This is a genomic window from Pseudomonas sp. P4_C4, assembly GCF_056402055.1.
The window spans coordinates 24115-44564 of record NZ_JBFUID010000003.1 but is presented as its reverse complement, the minus strand read 5'-3'; the positions used below and the strand labels follow the sequence as shown (position 1 = coordinate 44564).

The following is a 20450-nucleotide window of genomic DNA, read 5'->3' as shown; positions in this document are numbered from 1 at the left end:
GCAAAAAACGAGCAAGTCTACACCCCTCGACGGGGCAGAACAAAACTCAGCAGAAACAGTGCGGCGGCTGCCACCACAATCGATGGGCCAGCGGGGGTGTCCTTGAACCAGGACAGTGCCAGCCCGCCACACACGGCGAGTATGCCCAGCAGGCTCGCGCCCAGTGCCATCTGCTCTGGCGAGCGGGCGTGACGTTGTGCCGCAGCCGCCGGGATGATCAGCAATGAAGTGATCAGCAACACGCCGACGATTTTCATCGCCACGGCAATTACTACGGCGATCAACAGCATCAGGGCCAGGCGCAATCCAGCCACCGGCAGGCCTTCGACCCGGGCCAGTTCTTCATGCACCGTGATCGCCAGCAATGGGCGCCACAACGCAACCAGCAAGACCAGTACCGCAGCACTACCGCCAAGAATCCAGGCCAGATCGGTCGGACTGATCGCCAGCAGGTCGCCGAACAGATAGGCCATCAGGTCGATCCGCACTTCGTGCATGAAGCTTAGTACCACCAGGCCCAGAGAGAGCGTGCTGGGTGCGAGAATTCCCAAAAGTGTGTCGGATGCCAGCGGCTGGCGTTGTTGCAATGTCACCAGCAACACTGCCAACAGCAAGCAGCCGACGGTGACGGCAACGGTCGGGCTGACATCCAGCAGGAAGCCCAGGGCCACACCGAGCAATGCCGCGTGGGACAGGGTGTCGCCAAAATAGGCCATGCGCCGCCAGACCACGAAAGACCCCAGCGGGCCTGCAACGACGGCCAGGGCCAGGCCTGCAAGCAGGGCGTAGAGCAGAAAATCAGCCATGCTTGCAGCTATCTCCGTGAACATGGGGTTTACCCGACGCGGGCGCCTTGACCACCGAGCCATGCAAGTCGTGGGCGTGGTCGTGGTGGTGGTGATAAATCGCCAGGCTTTGTGCGTTTTTTCCGAACAGCTCGACGAAAGCCGGATCGCCGCTGACCTGCTCGGGATGGCCGGAACAGCAGACGTGGCGATTAAGGCAAACCACCTGGTCCGTGGTGCTCATCACCAGATGCAAATCGTGGGAGACCATCAGCACGCCGCAACCGTGACGGTCGCGCAGGCGGGTGATCAGGCTGTACAACTCAGCCTGGCCGGCCACATCGACACCCTGCACCGGCTCGTCGAGCACCAGCAGTTCCGGCTCGCGCAACAAGGCCCGGGCCAGCAACACGCGCTGCATTTCGCCACCGGAAACGCTTTGCACCGGGCTGTCGATCACCTGTTCGGCACCGACTTCCTTGAGTGCCGCCAAGGCCATCGCACGGTCCACGCCCGGCACCAGGCGCAAGAATCGCAGGACCGATAGCGGGAGGGTTGGATCGACGTGAAGTTTTTGCGGCATGTAACCGACCCGCAGTTTCGGCTTGCGCCATACGCTGCCGCTGTCCGGTTTCAACAGGCCGAGCACGGCACGCACCAGTGTGGTCTTGCCGGCGCCGTTGGGGCCGATCAGGGTAACGATCTGCCCCGGTTCGACGCTCAGCTCGATGTTGTCCAGCACCGGTTGCCCGGCGAACGTGACGGCAACCTGCTCAAGACGGATCAGCGCGTTGCTCATCAAGCCCCCTGGCAACCCGAGCAGAGACCGACCACTTCAACGGTCTGGCTTTCGACGATAAACCCGACATCCCTGGCGCTGGCGATGATCGCGTCGCTGATGGATTTTTGTTCGAGCTCGATGGCGGCGTGGCACCCACGGCAGATCAGGAACTGACCCTGGTGAGCATGTTCCGGGTGATTGCAGCCGATGAAGGCGTTGAGCGAGGAGATCCGATGGACCAGGCCGTTTTCCAGCAGGAAATCCAGCGCGCGGTACACCGTCGGCGGCGCAGCACGGCGACCGTCCTGCTCGCTGAGGACCGCGAGAATGTCGTAGGCACCCAGCGGCTTGTGGCTTTGCCACACCAGTTCCAGCACTCGCCGGCGCAACGCGGTCAGGCGCAGGCCTTGACGTGCGCACAGGGCATCGGCCTCGGACAAAGCGCTGTGAACGCAATGTGAGTGGTCGTGGGGACGGCTGGCGATCGGTGTTTTTAGCATGGGCGGCGACGAGTTTTGTGAGAGACGTTATTATGTTACCCGTTCTCGCCTCTTCGAGTGGTCATCGTGTCCCGACTTTTTTCTATCTTTGTCGCATTTACCGCAAGTTTTCTGCTGATCGGTTCGGCGCAGGCCGAGGTCAAGGTCCTTACCAGCATCAAGCCTCTGCAATTGATCGCCGCGGCGGTGCAGGACGGTGTGGCGATTCCCGAGGTCTTGCTGCCACCTGGAGCATCGCCGCATAACTATGCGTTGCGCCCTTCCGACGTGCGCAAGGTGCAATCGGTGGACCTGCTGTACTGGATCGGCCCGGACATGGAAGGTTTCCTGCCACGCGTGCTCAATGGTCGTACGCTGCCCAGCGTCGCCGTGCAAGATTTGGCAGGCATGAAACTGCGCCGCTTCGCCGAAGATAGCCACTCCCACGCCGAAGAAGTCGACGAACACGACCACGATCACCGCCCGGGCAGCCTGGATGCGCACCTGTGGCTGTCGCCGGTTAACGCCCGGGTCATCGCTACGAAAATGGCGGCCGACCTGAGTGCCACCGATCCTGACAATGCTGCGCGCTATCAGAGCAATCTGAAAGCCTTCGACGAGCGCCTTGATGCACTGGATGCGCGCCTGAAGAAACGCCTGGCCGATGTTCAGGGCAAACCTTACTTCGTGTTCCACGAAGCTTTCGACTACTTCGAGGACGCCTACGGCCTCAAGCACGTGGGTGTGTTCAGCGTCGCGGCCGAAGTGCAACCCGGTGCCCAGCATGTCGCGGCGATGCGCGCGCGATTGCAGGAAGTCGGCAAGACCTGCGTGTTCAGCGAACCGCCTCTGCGGCCGCGCCTGGCGGAAACCCTGGTGGCGGGTTTGCCGGTGAAACTGGCTGAACTGGATGCGCTGGGCGGGTATACGCCGGCGACTGCCCTAGGCTATGAGCAGGTGTTGGAGAAGCTGGGGAATGATTTGGCAGGGTGTCTGGAGTCGTTATAAACCCATAAAAAGATCGCAGCCTTCGGCAGCTCCTACCGCGGTCCGTAGGAGCTGTCGAAGGCTGCGATCTTTTGCTTTAAAGGGCGAAAGGCAACGGCGTATTGACCGTCTGCCGCTGCGCCAGGCGCAACTGGAACTCCATCGGATCGTGAATCAACACATCCTGTCCGGCGAACGACTCCGCGGCGATCAAGCGTGACAACCAGAACCGTACGCAAGCCACCCGCAGCATGGTCGGCCACAACTCGGCTTCGGCAGCGGTGAACGGTCGCAAGGCTGCGTAAGCGCCCAGCAAGGCCCGCGCTCGCGGTCCATCGATCACGCCATCGTCGTCCGAGCACCAGTCGTTCAAGGCAATCGCCACGTCGTAGAGCATCGGCCCGGAGCAGGCGTTGTAGAAATCGATCAGCCCGGTCAGGTGCGTGCCTTCGAACATCGCGTTATCGCGGAACAGGTCGGCGTGAATGTTCGCCCGCGGCAGTGCCAGGATTTTTTCTTTCTGCCGGGTGATTTCTTCCAGCGCCCGTTGCAGCAGGTCTTTCTGCTCGGCACCGAGATGCGACAGGAACTGCGTGCCCTCTTCCAGCATCCAGTCCAGGCCGCGATCGGTTTTGCGCTTGATCATATTGGCCTGGGTCGCCAGGTGCAGATGGCCGAGCAACTCACCGACCTGTGTGCAATGTTGCGCGTTGGCTTGCTTGATGTGCTTGCCGGCCAGGCGCGGTTGCAGCAACGCAGGCTTGCCCGCCAGTTCGCGCAAGGCCACGCCGTCTGTGGTGCGCAGGGCGTAAGGTACCGGCAGGTTGGCGCCGTGCAGCACGTCGAGCAGTTCGATGAAGAACGGCATTTCCTGAACCGGACCGCGCTCGATCAGGGTCAGGACAAATTCGCCCTGCTCCAGGCTGATAAAGAAATTGGTGTTTTCGCTACCGGCGGCAATCCCCTGGAAATCAAGCAGGCGGCCGAGGCCATAAGGGGCGAGAAAAGCTTCCAGCTCGGGCCGAGCCAGGGGGGTGAACACAGACATGTTTAAGCTGCCAGTACGGGCGCTGCTCGTGGGCCAGCGCCAATTGAAATTAAGAAACTACTTCCACTCAAAGATCTTCCATGACGGAATCAGCATATCGGGCTGATCCGAGCGAATGAAGTTTGCATCTGTTCCGTCGGCGCGCACCAGAAAATACGGCGGTGCGCCCTTCGGCGTGACCTTGATTGCGTACAGGAAACCGTTCTGACGGTATTCCTGAATGACTTTGTCCCCTTCCGTGCGGATCGTGACTTCCGGATCCGGTGTCGGCGCATCGCCCGCCGCCATGACGGCCAATGGTGCGATTGCAAACAAGCCAGCCAGCAACAGGCGATTTAGTGTGCGCATGATAACCTTGTCCCTTTGTCGTCAACGGTCCCGCTATTCTAGCGCCGGACCCGCCGAAAAGGTTGATCCTGCTCATGAGCCAAGCCCCCCTCGTCCTGGTGGACGGTTCTTCTTACCTGTACCGCGCCTTTCACGCGTTGCCGCCGCTGACCACGTCCAAAGGCCTGCCGACCGGCGCGGTCAAGGGCGTCTTGAACATGCTCAAGAGCCTGCGCAAGCAATATCCGAATAGTCCGTTCGCTGTGGTGTTCGACGCCAAAGGTGGGACTTTTCGCGATGACATGTACGCCGAATACAAGGCCAACCGTCCGAGCATGCCTGACGACATGCGCGTGCAGATCGAGCCGCTGCACCAGAGCGTGATCGCCCTGGGCTTCCCGCTGCTGTGCGTCGAAGGCGTCGAGGCCGATGACGTGATCGGCACCCTGGCCCGCAGTAGCGCGGCGGCGGATCGTCCGGTGATCATCTCCACCGGTGACAAGGACATGGCGCAATTGGTCGACGGTCACATTACCTTGGTCAACACCATGACCGGTAGCAGCATGGATGTGGAGGGCGTGAAGGAGAAATTCGGCGTCGCTCCCGAGCAGATCATCGATTATCTGGCGCTCATGGGCGATTCGTCCGACAACATTCCGGGCGTTCCGGGCATCGGTCCCAAGACCGCGTCTGGCCTGTTGGTGGGTGTGAACGGCGGCCTGACCGAACTCTATGCGCAACTCGACATCGTGCCGACCCTGCCGATTCGCGGCGCCAAGACCCTGCCAGCCAAGCTCGAAGAGCACAAGGAGATGGCCTTCCTCTCCTATCAACTGGCGACCATCAAGGTCGACGTGCCGCTGGACGTTGGGCTCGACGACTTGCAAATGGGTCCTGAAGATCCGGCGAAACTCTACGAGTTGTACACCCTGCTGGAGTTCAAGAGCTGGCTGAACGACCTTGATCGCGACGCCAAACGCCTGGAACTGAGCGCTGCCGCCGAGCCAGCACCGGCCGCCGATCTGTTCAGTGAACCAGAGGCCGAAGCACCGGCCGCCGTTGCTGAAGCCGCCTATGAAACCATCCTCGATCAAACGCGTTTCGATGCCTGGCTGGAAAAACTGAAAAACGCCAAACTGTTTGCCTTCGACACCGAAACCACCGGCATCGATGCGCAGCAGGCACGACTGGTGGGCCTGTCATTCGCGGTTCAGGCCAACGAAGCGGCCTACATCCCGTTGACCCATTCCTACATCGGCGTGCCGCAACAGCTGGACCGCGACACGGTCCTGCGTGCGCTCAAGCCGATTCTGGAGGACCCGAACAAACTCAAGGTCGGCCAGCACGCCAAGTTCGACATGAACATCCTGGCCAACTGCGCCATCGGCGGCGATCAGGACAACGGCATTACCGTGCGCGGCATCGCCTTCGATACCATGCTCGAGTCCTACGTGCTCAACTCCACGGCCACGCGCCATGACATGGACAGCCTGGCGCAGAAGTACCTGGACCACACCACGGTGAGTTTCCAGGACATCGCCGGTAAAGGCGTGAAGCAGCTGACGTTCGATCAGATCGCCCTGGAGCAGGCCGGGCCTTACGCCGCCGAAGATGCGGATATCACCTTGCGTCTGCACCAGACCCTGTTCGAAAAGCTCTCGGCCATTCCGAGCCTGGCCAGCGTGCTGACCGACATCGAAATCCCGTTGGTGCCGGTGCTGGCGCGAATCGAGCGTCAGGGCGCATTCGTCGATGCCGCCTTGCTGGGCGTGCAAAGCATCGAACTGGGCGACAAGATGGTGGCGCTGGAGCGTGAAGCCTTCGAGATTGCCGGCGAGGAGTTCAACCTCGGTTCGCCCAAGCAACTGGGCGTGATCCTTTACGAGAAGCTCGGCCTGCCGGTATTGAAGAAAACCGCCAAGGGCCAGCCCTCCACCGCCGAAGAAGTGCTGGCCAAACTGGCAGAAGACGACTATCGATTGCCGAAAGTGCTCATGGAATACCGCTCCATGAGCAAGCTGAAAAGCACCTACACCGACCGTCTGCCGGAGCAGATCAACCCACGTACCGGGCGGATCCATACCTCGTATCATCAGGCGGTGGCGTCCACCGGGCGGCTGTCCTCCAGCGACCCGAACCTGCAGAACATCCCGGTGCGCACCGCCGAAGGGCGTCGCATTCGCCAGGCCTTCGTGGCCCCGGCAGGTTACAAGCTGCTGGCGGCGGACTATTCGCAGATCGAACTGCGGATCATGGCGCACCTTTCCCGGGACGAAGGGCTGATGAACGCCTTCCGCCACAATCTGGACGTGCACACCGCGACCGCCGCCGAAGTGTTCAAGGTCGAACTGGCCGACGTGACCTCCAACCAGCGCCGCAGCGCCAAGGCGATCAACTTCGGCCTGATCTACGGCATGGGCGCGCAGAAGCTCGGCAAGGACATCGGCGTCGACACCAAGACCGCCAAGGCCTACATCGATACCTATTTCGCCCGATACCCCGGCGTTCGCCAGTACATGGACCGCACGCGTGCCCAGGCCGCCGAGCAAGGTTATGTCGAGACGTTCTTCGGCCGACGCCTGTACCTGCCGGACATCAACTCCAACAAGCCGCAAGAGCGCGCCGCCGCCGAACGCACGGCGATCAACGCGCCGATGCAAGGCACTGCGGCGGACATCATCAAGAAAGCCATGGTCGCGGTAGATAACTGGCTGACCGCGTCTGGCCTCGACGCCAAAGTCATTTTGCAGGTGCACGATGAACTGGTGCTTGAGGTGCGTGAAGACCTGATCGACCAGGTTCGCGATGAAATTCGCGTGCACATGAGCGAGGCCGCGAAACTGGATGTCCCGTTGCTGGTCGAAGTGGGTGTCGGAAATAACTGGGATGAGGCTCACTGAGCCTTCTTGTAGGAGCGAGCTTGCTCCGGGCGGCGTTCCGACGATGGAGTGTCAGGCACATCGATTTCGACTGAAATTCCATCGCGAGCAGGCTCGCTCCTACAGAAAATTGTCGTGTTCTGCTGCGGCATAGTGCCGCGGCAGAAGGGCGTGAACCACTTAGTCCGGAAAATTATCAGAGTTATTCCAAAGCTATTTGAAAAAAATCTGAACTAATCTTGCGAACCACCACTCAGAGTTACTGAATGGCTGGTGAAGCCCTTCGATGCTCCTATGTTGTGTTAAGTGTTGGCAGATATCTGGACCCCGCCCTAGCGGTCTAGAGCTTGAACCCCGGAACTTCTCCCTCCCCATATGAAGCCCGGGGTTTTTTTTGCCTGTAGAAAACTGCCTGGGGCGCCCCAGGCAACCTTCGCTGCTTACTGGGCTTCTACTTCGGCACCCTTGTCCGCCAGTTCCATCCATCCAGCCAGTACGGTGTAGGCATCTTCCAGGCCCATGCGTTTCGGGGCCGAAAACAGCTGAATCGTCACGAGATCACCCCAGCCCTTGCGGATTTCCGCCTGAACCTTGAGCAGCGTGTTCTTGGCCGCGCCATAGGTCAGCTTGTCTGCTTTGGTCAGCAGAATGTGCATCGGCATGCCGGCAGCCACGGCCCAGTCGAGCATCAGCAGGTCGAAATCGGTCATCGGATGGCGGATGTCCATCATCAGGATCAGACCTTTCAAACTCTCGCGACCACCCAGATATGCCTCCAGGTGACGCTGCCAGTGTTGCTTGAGCGGGATCGGTACTTTTGCATAACCGTAGCCCGGCAGGTCGACCAGACGGCGTTCATCGTCTAGCTTGAAGAAGTTCAACAGCTGTGTGCGCCCCGGGGTTTTCGAGGTGCGCGCCAGGCTGGCATGGGTCAGGGTGTTCAAGGCACTCGACTTGCCGGCGTTGGAACGCCCGGCGAAGGCGACTTCGAAGCCCTCGTCATCCGGACATTGGTCGACTTTGGCGGCGCTGAGCATGAAGGTGGACTGTTGGCACAGACCGAGGATGGGATTCTTGAGTTGCATGGGATTTCCGATGTGGGCGGCGCCAGGAATGGGTGCGGCAAGCAGTGTCGCTTCCGTTTCAGTGACGCCAGTATATAATGCCGCAGATTTTGTGTGCGCTTTGTCCCAGCGTAGGATGAAGTTCACGAGAGCGACAAACCTTGATTGCGCACTAGAACGCAGCTCGCTCTCAACCCTGAAAAGGTCGTTTTATGACGAAATGGCTGCTAGCTGCCGGTGTCTTGATGCCGCTTTACAGCGCTCAGGCTACACAGGATCCGGAAGCTGTGTACAACCGTGTTTGTGGTGCCTGTCATTCCGGCCAACTCCCCATGGCGCCGAAAAAAGGCGATCAGGAAGCTTGGACGCCGAGGTTGGCGAAAGGTATGGAGACGCTGGTGCAACACGTGACCCAGGGTTTCAAGGCGATGCCGCCGCGTGGTTTGTGCATGGACTGCAGTGCCGAGGATTACCAAGCCACCATCCTTTGGATGAGCGAGTAAGCCCGGTCCATAACTCTTAACCCTTAGCCGTAGTTGGATTAGCTGATGAAGAAATTGATCGTGAGTCTGCTGTTGACCGTGGGCATCTCCGGCATGGCCCATGCTGCAGGTGAGGCAGTACAACCGGGTGATGCAAAAGCCGGCCAGGCCAAAGCCGCCGTATGTGGCGCCTGCCACGGCCCGGATGGCAACAGCATGGCGCCAAATTTTCCAAAACTGGCGGGTCAGGGTGAACGCTACCTGACCAAGCAATTGCACGACATCAAGTCGGGCAAGCGCACCGTTCTGGAAATGACCGGTCTGCTGACCAACCTGAGCGATCAGGACCTGGCGGACATCGCCGCCTACTTCGCCAGCCAGAAAGGCAGCGTCGGCGCCGCCGATCCGAAAGTCGTCGCTCGCGGTGAAGCCCTGTTCCGTGGTGGTGACCTGGCCAAGGGGATGCCAGCCTGCACCGGGTGCCATTCGCCAAATGGCGCAGGTAACGCGGCTGCCGGTTTCCCGCACCTCGGCGGCCAGCACGCTCAATACATCGGCAAGCAGCTGACCGACTTCCGCAAGGAAGAAGGCGGCCGCAACAACGACGGCGATGCCAAAACCATGCAGACCATTGCCAAGAAGCTGAGCGACGAAGACATCGCTGCGGTGTCCAGCTACATTCAAGGCCTGCACTGAGGCCGGCGGATCGGGTGTTGAACAGGGTGCTTATCGCCTGCAACGTTAACGCTCGATTAATCCGTGACAGCAAGTATAAAAAGGGTGGCCTTGGCCGCCCTTTTTTGTGGCCGCTGCCGTTACACTACAGAACTCAAGCCCGTCAGGATCTGTCTGAAAACAGTCGCGCGAGGCGATAAAATTTGTCCAGGAGTGAAGCATGCGTAATCTGATCATCAGCGCCGTTTTTGCCGCTGCCAGCCTGTTCGGCATGACCGCCCAGGCTGCTGAAGCCCCCGCCGCACCTTATGTGGAACTGAGCAATCCGGTTCCGGTCGCTGTGCCTGGCAAGATCGAAGTGGTAGAGCTGTTCTGGTACGGCTGCCCGCATTGTTACGCCTTCGAGCCGGTGATCAATCCGTGGGTCGAGAAGCTGCCGACGGACGTGAATTTCGTACGCATTCCAGCCATGTTCGGTGGCCCGTGGGATGCTCACGGTCAGATGTTCCTGACCCTTGAAGCCATGGGGGTCGAGCACAACGTTCATGCCGCGGTGTTCAATGCGATTCAGAAAGAACACAAGAAACTGACCGACAAGGATGACATGGCCGACTTCCTCGCTACCCAAGGCGTGGACAAGGACAAGTTCCTCGCGACCTTCGACTCTTTCGCTATCAAAGGTCAGATCGTCAAGGCGCGTGAACTGGCCAAGAAGTATGAAATCACCGGCGTTCCAACCATGATCGTCAACGGCAAGTACCGGTTTGACGTGGGTTCTGCCGGCGGTGCTGAACAGGCCCTGCAACTGGCCGACAAACTGATCGACAAAGAGCGGGCGGCTAACAAGGCTGCCGCCAACTAAGGGCAGTCACTGCCATGCGCCGATGGGGTACTGAACGTGTCGTTGGCCGGCATGATCCGCGGGTCAACGAGCATCATCTGGAGTCCACGGGCCTGCCCGTAGACAGTCGTCTGCGCTTGCTCAGCTTCAATATCCAGGTCGGCATCAGTACCGAGCGTTATCGGCATTACCTGACCCGGGGCTGGCAGCATCTGCTGCCGCACACCGGGCGTGCCGACAATCTGCAGAAAATCGGCAATCTGCTGGGCGATTTCGATCTGGTCGCCTTGCAGGAAGCCGATGGCGGCAGCCTGCGGTCAGGCTACGTCAATCAAGTCGAACACCTGGCCCAGCTCGGCGCCTTCCCCTACTGGTATCAACAACTCAATCGCAACCTTGGTCGCCTGGCCCAGCACAGCAATGGCGTGCTCAGTCGATTGCGTCCGTGGGCCATTGAAGATCATCCGTTGCCGGGGCCAAAAGGTCGCGGAGCCATTCTGGTACGGTTCGGCGAAGGCCCGGAAGCGCTGGTGGTGGTCATGATGCACCTGGCCTTGGGTGCCCGGGCGCGCAGCCTGCAACTGGCCTACATCCGCGATCTGATTGGCGATTACAAACACCAGGTACTGATGGGCGACATGAATACCCATGCCAGTGACCTGCTGCAAAACTCTGCGTTGCGCGATCTCGGCCTGCTTGCGCCACAACTGGAAGCGACGTTTCCCAGCTGGCGCCCGCAGCGCTGCCTGGACCATATCCTGCTGAGCCCGAGCCTGACCCTGGAAARGGTCGAGGTGCTGGCACAGCCCATTTCCGATCACCTGCCGGTCGCGGTAGAGATTCGTCTGCCGGGTTCGCTCACGGCCGATGCATTGCCCGCGTTGAGTCCTGCCCTTCGCGGATCCCATGAATGAGCGACGAAACACAGCGCTGGAAAGAGAAATACCTCAAAAGCATTGAACAACAGGAAAAGCTCGAACGTCGCTGGGACGCGCGGCTCGACTTGCTGCGCCGTGGACTGGTGCGCAGCACCCTGGCGGCGGAAGGCACTGACCGCGCCGTTGACCAGTGCATGAAGGAAATGCGCGAGGTCGTGCGTACCGACGACATGGACGCCGGCCTGGCCGCGCTGATTCCACGCCTGGAAAAAGCCGTGCTCGACTCCGAGCAGCGTCGGGAAACCCGGATCAACCAGACCAGTGCCGCCCTGACTGCGCTGGTCACTCAACTGCAAACATTGCCGCTGCCACGGGATGTGAGCCGGCCACTCAAGAGTTTCGCCAAGCAACTGGAGGCGCGGGTCAGTCAGGCACGTGAAATACCGTTGTTGCTCAGCGAACTGAGTGGCTTGCAAGGCAAGGCCCTGAGCCAGCTGGAGACCCCGACGGAACCCGATCGGCCGGGCTTGCTGCAGCGGTTGTTCGGCGGTCGTGAAGCGCAGGAGACGGCGGCCTCAACGGCTACTTCTCCTGCGCTGGCTGCCCCTGTAGCCGAGAGCCCTGTGGCGATTATCGAGTCGGCCCCGGTCGTGATTGAGCCAGCAATCTGCGAAGTACCCGCTGTTGAGCGAGCTGAGGACGAGTCCGTGCCGACTGAGCCAGCCGTGGCTTTTGCACCTCCGGCTGCGGAGCCTCAACCATCCAGTGCAGCCTCGACAGAAATCGAATCGGCCGAGCAACCAGCTCCGGAAACTATTGCGACACCTCCTGAGCCGCAAGCGAACCCCGACGAGCTGACCGCGCAAGCATCGACGGATAGTGTGCCCGTACCTCCGATTCCGACGGAGGACGTGGTCGCCACCGATCAGGCGCCATCCGAACACGACATTCTCTACGCACTCCCGGACTCCCCCGAGCCCTCCTACAGTTCGGTGGCCAGTCACATCGAAGACACGCTGCTAGGGCTGCTCGACGACCTGACATTGCCCGAACGTTATCGCCCGCAAGCCGAATCCATGCGCGATCGTCTGAAAAACGGTTTGAACTGGTACGAATTGCTGCCGATCCTCGACGACTTCGCCACGTTGATGCTGGCCATTACCGACAGCGGCCAGCATGAGTTCGAAGCCTATCTACAACGATTGAACGAGCGCCTCGAATCGTTCCAGAGCAACTTGCAGGCCGCCACCGCAGGGCACGCCGACAACCGTTCGGCTGCGCGGCAGATGGACACGCAGATCCGCGAACAGGTCGATGGCTTGCAAAGCAGCATGCAGGAAGCCGCGGACCTGGAAGATCTCAAGCACGTCCTGGAAAACCATCTCGAAGGCTTGCTGGGCACCATGGACCAGCACCAGAAACAGCGCGATGAGCGCGAGCAAGAGGTCGCTGTGCGCTTGCATAGCCTGGCCGAGCGGGTCGCCCATATGGAGCAGGAGGCCCAAGGTTACCGTGAGCACCTTGAAGAGCAGCGTCAGAAGGCATTGGTCGACCCGTTGACCGGTCTGCCCAACCGCGCGGCCTGGAGCGAGCGCCTGGACCATGAAGTCACACAATGGCAGCAACATGGCAACACGTTGCTGCTGGCCATGCTGGACCTCGATCATTTCAAGCGTATCAATGATAACTACGGGCACCTGGCCGGTGACAAAGTGCTGAAAATCATCGCCAGCGTGTTGCGCAAGCGTCTGCGCGGGACGGATTTCATTGCGCGGTTTGGCGGCGAAGAGTTTGTGCTGTTAATGCCATCCACGGCGCCGGCGGCGGGGCTGAAGTTGCTGGAAAGCTTGCGTGCCTCGATTGAGGCCTGTCCGTTCCACTTCAAGGGAGAGCCGGTGACCATCACCGTGTCTATCGGAATGACGGCGTTCAGGCAGGGTGAGCATGGCGATCAAGCGCTTAAAAGAGCCGATCAGGCGCTGTATCGCGCAAAAAATGCCGGCCGCAACCGCGTGGAGCCGGGCTGATCGTCAATTGTTCCATTTTGTTTGATTGCCGTCAGCCCGCCAGGCATTACGTTACACTGTTGCATTATTGTCTTATGTGTACTGCCTTCGCCATGAAATATTTTGCTCTGATCGCGTCACTGATTCTGCTGGCCGGCTGCGCCAGCGGTCCCCGTTTCGACACCAGCCACCCTTCGGCCAATTACGACAGTCGTGTGCAGTTCGTGGTGGTGCATTACACCAACGCCTCGCTGGAGCGTTCGTTGCAGTTGCTGACCCACGGTGAAGTCAGCAGCCATTACCTGATCGGCGACGACAAGGGCGCCACCATCTACAAACTGATGGATGAAAATGTGCGGGCCTGGCACGCCGGGGAGAGCGAGTGGAATGGCCGGACCTGGCTGAATTCCAGTTCCATCGGTATCGAAATCGTCAACCCGGGCTTCAAGGACACCCCGACCGGACGCGTGTGGTACCCCTACACCGAAGATCAGGTCCAGTCCTTGATCGTATTGCTAAAGGACATCAGCAAGCGTCAGGGCATAAGGCCTCGCGACATTATTGGTCACAGCGATATTGCACCGTTGCGCAAACTCGACCCGGGGCCGCTGTTCCCCTGGAAGCGTCTTGCTGCCGAAGGCCTGGGCATCTGGCCGAACGAACAGTCGGTGGCGCGCCAGCAAATGCAGTTCGCCGAACAATTGCCGAGCATCAGCTGGTTTCAGGCGCAATTGGCCCGCCTGGGTTATACCTCGCCACAAACCGGCGAGCTCGATGTCGCGACACGGCATGTGATAGCGGCATTCCAGATGCATTTCCGCCCGGCGCGCTTCGATGGCACTCCGGATGCGCAAACTGCAGCGCTACTTTTGGTGTTGAATCAGACAAAATAATGACGCCCGCCCGACGGTCAGGGCTTTTTTCCAATCAGCAGCTATAACTCATTGGTAATCCGTCGGATATTACACAATGCCTGCTGCTCGAGAGACCTTCCATAGTTGGTTCCATCGCCCCTGGTTTTTGGGGCTGCTGTCTGCTGTCTTGAGCGCAACGTTATTGATGGCCGGCAGCCTGTTCGTCGCCATACACCAGGTCGAGCAAAACGAAAGCGAAGAAATGAATGCTCAGGGGGAGCGCTTCCTCGCCCGCCTGGAACAGCTCTTCGGGCAACTGCGTGAAAGCCTTGACGATCTTGAAGCGCAACCGTTGCGCGGCTGCGATGCTGAAATGATCGCGACCTTGCAACAGGTTACGTTCAATTATCGCTTCGTCTACGAAGCCGCCTACATGGACTCCTCGCGAATCTGCTCCAATCGCCCTCGCCAGGAAGGGCTGTCGCTGAGTCGATCGCCAGACATAAAAGGCCCGACTTACAGCTATTGGCTCAACACCACCACCGAACCCGATGAAAACCGCGCCGCGCTGATGCTCGGGCGCGGGAATTTCCGGGTCGCGACCTCTCGCGGTCATTTGACCGATATGGTCGACCTGTCACCGGGCAGCAGCCTGCTGGTAGTCCTGGACCATGGCGCGCGGGCGATTCCGGTGCTGGGTGCTTCTCAGATCTGGCCACCAGCCGAGGCCTGGCCACCGAAAAACCGTGATGCGCTGCAGATCACCCAGACACGCCTGATATACCGCATGCCCACCGACAACCCGGAGTATCAATTGGTATTGATCAGCCCGCGTACCGGCATGCACATCCCGGCGGTCTGGTGGTGGCTGCTGCCGGCGAGCCTCGCGTTGGGTATATGCGTTGGGTTCCTGGTGTTTCTGCTGGTGCGCCAGCGGCAGTCGCTGGACGCCGAACTGACCGGCGCGATTCGCCGTGGCGAGTTGCAGGTGCTGTATCAACCGATCTTCGACCTCGATAGCCGCAACTGTGTCGGGGCCGAAGCGCTGCTACGCTGGCGCAGGCCGGACGGTACTCTGACCAGTCCCGACCTGTTCATCCCGATGGCGGAGAACACCGGGCAGATTCGCCAGATGACGGACTTCGTCCTGCAACGCCTGCTTGAGCAACTCGGCCAGTTGCTGCGTGCCAACCCGCAACTGTACATCTCGGTCAATCTCGCGGCGTGTGATGTGATGGTTCCGCGGATTGGTCAGGTGATGGCGCGGCTGCTGACCCTGCACCGTGTCGCTGCGCAGCAAATTGCCTTTGAGGTCACCGAGCGCGGGCTGGTCGATGTGGTGGTGGCCCGGGAAAACCTGCAAGCCTTGCGGGATGTCGGACACCAGGTGTTGATCGATGACTTCGGCACCGGCTATTGCAGCCTCGCCTATTTGCAAACCCTGCCGGTGGATTGCCTGAAAATCGACAAGGCGTTCATCGACGCATTGGGCCATGACGCCGCCAGCAGCGGTGTGGCCCCGCACATCATTCACATGGCCCAGTCGCTGCACCTGAAGGTGATTGCCGAAGGCATCGAACATGAGGCCCAGGCCGAATTCCTCAGCAGTGAAGGCGTGAAGTTCGGCCAGGGGTGGCTGTTCGCCCGCGCGCTGAGCTCCGTGCAGTTCATTGAATTGATAACCCGGGGCCGACGCCTGGCCGGCGCTGGCCGACGTCTGGATGACGAGGCGTGAAGGTGAGCTAAACGGTCAGCGCCATGTAGAACTGAGTACCTTGCCCCGGCCGGGAGTAGACGCCCATGCGCCCGCCATGCAATTGCACGATTTCCTTGCACAAGGCCAGGCCGAGCCCGGCCCCGCCCTTCTTGCGTCCGACCTGTACGAACGGCTCGAAGATCCGCCCCTGTTGACCGTAGGCGATGCCTTCGCCGTTGTCCTCGACACTGATGATGACCCGGTCGCCGTGGCGCCTGGCCTGCAGGCGTATCCGCCCGCCGGAGCCGGTGTGACGCAAGGCGTTGTCGAGCAAGTTGTCGAGTACCCGGTCCAGTTGTGGCTGGTCGGCCTGTAACCGCGGCAAAGGCCCCTGCACTTCCACCAGCAGACTGATTTCTTTCTCCTCGGCCGATGTGGCAAAGCGCGATTGAGCCTGTTCCAGCAATGCCTCGATGGCACACGGCGCCAGGGTGAGTTTCTGCAAACCGTTCTGGTAACGGGAGAAATTCAGCAGGTCATTGATCAACTGCATCAGCCGCTGCATCTCTTCATTCACGGTATCGAGCAGATCGGCTTCCCGGGAATCCGGGGCAAAGTGAGCGCGCTCGCGGAACAATCCGAAAGCCATGTGCATGCCGGTGACCGGTGTGCGCAACTCATGGGAGGCGCGCAATACAAATTCGCTGCGTACCCGTTCGAAGGCACGCTGTTCCGTGACGTCATGCAGCACCATCACGGCACCGAGAATATGTCCCTGGGTATGGCTTACCGGGGTCAGGCTATAGGTCAGTAGTCGTGACTCGCCATCGACTTCGATGCTCAAGTCTTCCGGCGCCCGCTCCAGCGTGCTGCCGCGCAGCACCAGTTGTAGTTGCTCATCGAGTTCGGGGCGCTCCAGCGCCGTGCCCAACCCTAGACCCAGACGATCGGATTCCCAGCCCAACTGACGCTGGGCCACAGGGTTAAGGTGTTCCAGATGACCCTGACGGTCAATCATCAGCAGTCCGTCGTCAATGCTGTCGAGCACGGCCTGCAAACGCTGTTGACCGGCCAGCAGTTCATCGACGTTAGTGGCCTGATGCTCACGCAGCGCTTGGGCCATGATCCCGAAACGCCGGGACAGCTGGTTCAGCTCCACCGCCGAAGAGATCGGCAGGGTGACATCGTAATTGCCCTGGCCGATATTGTCCGCCGCCTTGACCAAAGCCTCGATGGGCTCCCCGAAGCGCCGGGCGATGGCCTGCGCGGTCACGAAGCCGACGATCAGCACCGCCAGCCCCACCAGGCCAAGCAAACCGGCAATCAGCAGCGCCTGCTCCCGGGCCTGACGATCGGTATCGTTGATGTTATCCAGTGCGCGCTTGTGCTCGGCGATCAGGCCATTGCGTAGCGCGTTGAATTTTTCCATCAGGTTGCCGTGGCTGCCGAGCACATTCGACGGGGCCGGGGACGTTTCATAAGCCTGGATAAAGCGCTCATAGTCGGCCTTGGCTTTTCTGAAGCCGTACTCGCCTCCGGACTGCGCTGGCTCCTGGGCGATACCTTCCTCCAGCAGTTCGAAGTAATGCTGTTTCGAGGCGGCGAAAGCGGCGGATTCAGGTTTCTCGCTGAGCATGATGATCAGTTGATCATCCAGGGTCTGACGCAGCTTGAGCCCCAGGTCCAGAGTGACGAAGTTGTTGCGGGTGGGCACTTCCTGGCTGCCGGCCATCTGCATCACGCTGACCAGCCCGAGCAAGAGCCCGAGCAACGCGATGGTCATCAGTGCGGAGATGCTCAGGAACAGCCGGGTCCGCAATTTCATCGCCAGTTTCATCCGCTGCTGCTCACAAGTTGTACTGTTTGCGTTTGCGGTACAGCGTCGAGGCGTCGATGCCCAGGGTTTTCGCCGCTTGATCCAGGGTGTCGGCGGTGGTGAGGATCGCGCTGATGTGGGCCTTTTCCAGCTCCTCCAGGCTCAGTGCCGCACCGATGCGCGGTGCATTGTTGACCGGAGTTTCGGCCATACCCAGATGACTGATCTCGACCCGCTCCTGCGGACAGATGATGCTCGCCCGCTCGATCACGTTGCGTAGCTCACGGATGTTGCCCGGCCAGCGATAGCTCAGCAGCGCTTCCCGGGCTTCGTCGCTGAAGGCGCGCGCGGGACGGGCGTACTCCTTGACGAAGCGCGCCAGGAAACGGTCGGCCAGGTTGAGAATATCTTCGTGGCGTTCGCGTAGCGGTGGCAGGTGCAAGGTAATGACATTCAGGCGATAGAGCAGGTCTTCACGGAAACGACCGTCGCGGGCCATGTCCTCAAGATTGAGGTTGGTGGCCGCAAGGATGCGCACATCGGCACGACGGGTCACCGGATCACCGACGCGCTCATATTCTTTGTCTTGAATAAAACGCAGCAACTTCGGCTGCAATGTCAGGGGAAAGTCGCCGATCTCGTCGAGAAACAGCGTGCCGCCGTCCGCCTGGTTGACTCGCCCCAGGGTACTTTCGCTGGCACCGGTGAAGGCGCCACGGCTGTGGCCGAAAAGTTCGCTTTCCATGAGTTCAGCGTTCAGCGACGGGCAGTTGATCGTGACGCAGGATTTCTTCGCGCGTTTGCTCCAGCCGTGAATGGCTTGGGACAGCTCGCCCTTGCCGGTACCGGATTCACCAAGAATCAGGATATTGGCATCGGTCGTGGCAACCTGGCGGGCGGTTTCGAGTACCACTTTCATGGCCGGGCTGTGGGAGTCCAGGCCATCCTTGGATTTGCGCACTTCACCTTCCAGGGCCTCCAGTCGCGCCGACAGTTGCCGCACTTCCAGTTGCTTGGCGGTGGCCAGCCGCAATTGATCGGGGCTGCACGGTTTGACCAGATAGTCGGCGGCACCGGCCTGAATCGCATCCACTGCGGTGTCGACGGCTGAGTGCGCAGTGACGATCACCACCCGCATCCAGGGCGCCTGAATACGCATCTGGGCCAGCACATCGAGGCCGTTGTCTTCACCCAGACGCAAATCGAGGAAGCACAGGTCGAAGACCTGCCGCTGCAACAAGGCATCTGCCTGCGCGGCGCTGGTAGCGGTGGCCACGCTGTAGCCTTCGTCTTCGAGGCAATAACGGAAAGTACGCAGGATGGCGGACTCATCATCCACCAGCAGAATGCGGCCTTGATGCTCAGTGGCTGATTCCATTTTCCTGCGCTCCTTAATAAATATCTTTATTTAGTCTCAGAGAAATCGGGCAAGTTGCATGATTGATTCTGAGCCATTCCTGTCATGGCAGGGTAGCTTTCATCCCATGTATCGGTTAGCCACCTGATTTTGCGGGTCTTTGAATAGATGTCCGGTTTCCGACAGCGGCCAGCGTAAAATTCTGACATCCGCGCCCTCCTCCCAATTCAAAAAATTTACGCATTCCTTCAAACGAATCATGCAATACGCACGACCGCGCAAGTGGCATCGTGCAGGATGCGTGCGAAGTGATTTCTTTTATGATCATAAGATATTGAAATTAAAAGAAATTAAATCGAGTCAAGGCTGGCATGCGGGCTGCAATTGTCTGGTTAACCAGGGCATTCAAAAACAAACGCCCGCTATCGAATACCGACCCGAGAGGCAGGAGCTCCAAGATGAACCGTCAGCGTGCCGCCCACCTGCACCTCTCGCCTGTGCAAATCGCGCAAGGACTGTTTGCTGTTCTGGCGCTGTTGATCACCCTGATCGGCGGCCAGCAGTTTCAGCGCTGGGAGCAGGGCCAGCAGCCTGAAACGCCACGTCTGTCGATTCAGCATCCGACCCAAACCCATTTCAGCGCGGTCAGCAGCGGTCAGGCCGATAGCACCCCGATGCGCATGATGGATGTCGACCAGGCCGGGCCTGTGGGTGAGATACGTCATCAGGAGCGTTGGGTGTTCTAGGCAAACTTCCGCGCATCCGATGCGCCGGGAAACGCAGCACCTCTAAACAGAGCGTAAGGAGAATCATCATGTTGAGCTGGGCAATCACATTCCTGATCATCGCCATCATCGCCGCTGTATTGGGCTTCGGTGGTATCGCGGGCACCGCCACGGGTATCGCCAAGATTCTGTTTGTCGTGTTCCTGGTGATGTTCATTGCCTCCTTCTTCTTTGGTCGTCGCGGTCGAGGCTGACATGAGAGGTTTGTTCAAGGCACTGGCAGCCGCCCTGTCGATGGAGCAAACGAAGAAAGATCCGAACGGGTATTGAAGTACGCACATGAGGGAGGCCACAGCGCCTCTTTCCACCTGCGTCGCCTGAGGAAGGCTGGCGCATGACCAAGGGGTCGGGACGTTCTGCCTGTTTCAGGGGTGGAGTGACCTACGGGTACAGCGAGTGCCTGCGCAAGGGCTGGGTCAGGAAAAGCTACTGCGCAAGTTCGCCGGACCGCCATGGTTCGACGGGCTTGCGAAGGGCTTGATCACGCAACACATTGAAATAGAGCGCTCGTCTCGGTTTCCTCACCGTTATCGCGTCCTTGTCCTGGTTACGTCGGAAAATACTTTTCCCGGTGTTTCACCAGCGACCGTATATCGAGAAAAACCACGTTTTTTTTGCCGCGATTTTTCGCTTCGTCCTGCGGGATTTTGCTGAAAAATCAATCCTCGGCCACCGCTCAAAAAACATTCAATCTGCTCTGTGATGACCGG

19 protein-coding genes are annotated in these 20450 nt (G+C 59.8%); 11 read left to right on the top strand and 8 right to left on the bottom strand.

All coding sequences use genetic code 11. The annotated features are described in order from the left end of the window. Positions 1–17: 17 nt before the first annotated feature. Genes znuB through zur form a run of 3 tightly spaced genes read right to left on the bottom strand, consistent with a single transcriptional unit; the run spans position 18 to position 2066 of the window. Positions 18–806: a zinc ABC transporter permease subunit ZnuB gene (znuB, locus tag AC1DXW_RS03275; protein ID WP_477753427.1), complete on the bottom strand. Its 789-nt coding sequence runs from the start codon at positions 804–806 to the stop codon at positions 18–20. After that, on the bottom strand, positions 799–1584 hold the full coding sequence (znuC, locus tag AC1DXW_RS03270; RefSeq protein ID WP_116262474.1) for a zinc ABC transporter ATP-binding protein ZnuC: 786 nt from the start codon (positions 1582–1584) through the stop codon (positions 799–801). Before znuC ends, znuB begins: the two co-directional genes overlap by 8 nt. Next, entirely contained in the window at positions 1584–2066 is a 483-nt protein-coding gene (zur, locus tag AC1DXW_RS03265; RefSeq protein ID WP_477753426.1) for a zinc uptake transcriptional repressor Zur, read from the bottom strand. The genes znuC and zur overlap by 1 nt, the downstream gene beginning before the upstream one ends. Before the next feature lie 66 nt (positions 2067–2132). On the opposite strand from zur, the gene znuA reads away from it, so the two are divergent. Continuing rightward, entirely contained in the window at positions 2133–3053 is a 921-nt protein-coding gene (gene znuA, locus AC1DXW_RS03260) for a zinc ABC transporter substrate-binding protein ZnuA (RefSeq protein WP_477753425.1), read from the top strand. A 76-nt stretch (positions 3054–3129) separates the two neighbouring features. Here znuA and AC1DXW_RS03255 read toward each other — a convergent pair whose 3' ends face one another. Both AC1DXW_RS03255 and AC1DXW_RS03250 read right to left on the bottom strand, forming a co-directional pair. Continuing rightward, positions 3130–4080, bottom strand: a complete 951-nt coding sequence (locus AC1DXW_RS03255; RefSeq protein ID WP_477759762.1) for a homoserine kinase — start codon at positions 4078–4080, stop codon at positions 3130–3132. Between the two features lie 57 nt (positions 4081–4137). Beyond that, entirely contained in the window at positions 4138–4428 is a 291-nt protein-coding gene (locus AC1DXW_RS03250) for a DUF2782 domain-containing protein (protein WP_477754125.1), read from the bottom strand. 74 nt (positions 4429–4502) lie between these two features. Here AC1DXW_RS03250 and polA point away from each other — a divergent pair, with 74 nt between their 5' ends. After that, positions 4503–7307 (top strand): DNA polymerase I, encoded by a 2805-nt coding sequence (gene polA / locus AC1DXW_RS03245; RefSeq protein WP_477759761.1) that lies wholly within the window; start codon positions 4503–4505, stop codon positions 7305–7307. 419 nt (positions 7308–7726) lie between these two features. On the opposite strand, the gene yihA is transcribed toward polA, so the two are convergent. Next, entirely contained in the window at positions 7727–8371 is a 645-nt protein-coding gene (gene yihA, locus AC1DXW_RS03240; protein WP_008002192.1) for a ribosome biogenesis GTP-binding protein YihA/YsxC, read from the bottom strand. A gap of 191 nt (positions 8372–8562) precedes the next feature. On the opposite strand from yihA, the gene AC1DXW_RS03235 reads away from it, so the two are divergent. The 7 genes from AC1DXW_RS03235 to AC1DXW_RS03205 all read left to right on the top strand — a co-directional run bounded on the left by AC1DXW_RS03235 (position 8563) and on the right by AC1DXW_RS03205 (position 15821). Beyond that, entirely contained in the window at positions 8563–8853 is a 291-nt protein-coding gene (locus tag AC1DXW_RS03235; RefSeq protein ID WP_223455051.1) for a c-type cytochrome, read from the top strand. 45 nt (positions 8854–8898) lie between these two features. Next, the gene (locus tag AC1DXW_RS03230; protein WP_477754123.1) at positions 8899–9528 is read left to right on the top strand and encodes a c-type cytochrome; all 630 of its coding nucleotides are present in this window, start codon (positions 8899–8901) and stop codon (positions 9526–9528) included. A gap of 199 nt (positions 9529–9727) precedes the next feature. Beyond that, the gene (locus tag AC1DXW_RS03225) at positions 9728–10369 is read left to right on the top strand and encodes a thiol:disulfide interchange protein DsbA/DsbL (RefSeq protein ID WP_108218734.1); all 642 of its coding nucleotides are present in this window, start codon (positions 9728–9730) and stop codon (positions 10367–10369) included. Positions 10370–10383: 14 nt separating this feature from the next. Beyond that, a complete protein-coding gene (locus AC1DXW_RS03220) occupies positions 10384–11262 on the top strand; it encodes an endonuclease/exonuclease/phosphatase family protein (RefSeq protein ID WP_477759760.1) in 879 nt (292 codons plus the stop codon). Beyond that, on the top strand, positions 11259–13253 hold the full coding sequence (locus tag AC1DXW_RS03215; protein WP_477759759.1) for a GGDEF domain-containing protein: 1995 nt from the start codon (positions 11259–11261) through the stop codon (positions 13251–13253). Before AC1DXW_RS03220 ends, AC1DXW_RS03215 begins: the two co-directional genes overlap by 4 nt. Before the next feature lie 92 nt (positions 13254–13345). Continuing rightward, a complete protein-coding gene (locus AC1DXW_RS03210) occupies positions 13346–14125 on the top strand; it encodes an N-acetylmuramoyl-L-alanine amidase (RefSeq protein WP_477754121.1) in 780 nt (259 codons plus the stop codon). A gap of 76 nt (positions 14126–14201) precedes the next feature. Beyond that, on the top strand, positions 14202–15821 hold the full coding sequence (locus AC1DXW_RS03205) for an EAL domain-containing protein (protein WP_477754120.1): 1620 nt from the start codon (positions 14202–14204) through the stop codon (positions 15819–15821). A gap of 7 nt (positions 15822–15828) precedes the next feature. Here the strand turns inward: AC1DXW_RS03205 and AC1DXW_RS03200 are convergent, their stop codons facing one another. Both AC1DXW_RS03200 and algB read right to left on the bottom strand, forming a co-directional pair. Then, positions 15829–17619: an ATP-binding protein gene (locus AC1DXW_RS03200; RefSeq protein ID WP_477754119.1), complete on the bottom strand. Its 1791-nt coding sequence runs from the start codon at positions 17617–17619 to the stop codon at positions 15829–15831. Positions 17620–17629: 10 nt separating this feature from the next. After that, positions 17630–18976: a sigma-54-dependent response regulator transcription factor AlgB gene (gene algB / locus AC1DXW_RS03195; RefSeq protein ID WP_477759758.1), complete on the bottom strand. Its 1347-nt coding sequence runs from the start codon at positions 18974–18976 to the stop codon at positions 17630–17632. A gap of 437 nt (positions 18977–19413) precedes the next feature. On the opposite strand from algB, the gene AC1DXW_RS03190 reads away from it, so the two are divergent. Continuing rightward, complete coding sequence (locus tag AC1DXW_RS03190) at positions 19414–19701, top strand: hypothetical protein (protein WP_477754117.1); 288 nt, start codon at positions 19414–19416, stop codon at positions 19699–19701. Between the two features lie 68 nt (positions 19702–19769). Beyond that, complete coding sequence (locus AC1DXW_RS03185) at positions 19770–19934, top strand: DUF1328 domain-containing protein (RefSeq protein WP_003177151.1); 165 nt, start codon at positions 19770–19772, stop codon at positions 19932–19934. Positions 19935–20450 lie beyond the last annotated feature (516 nt).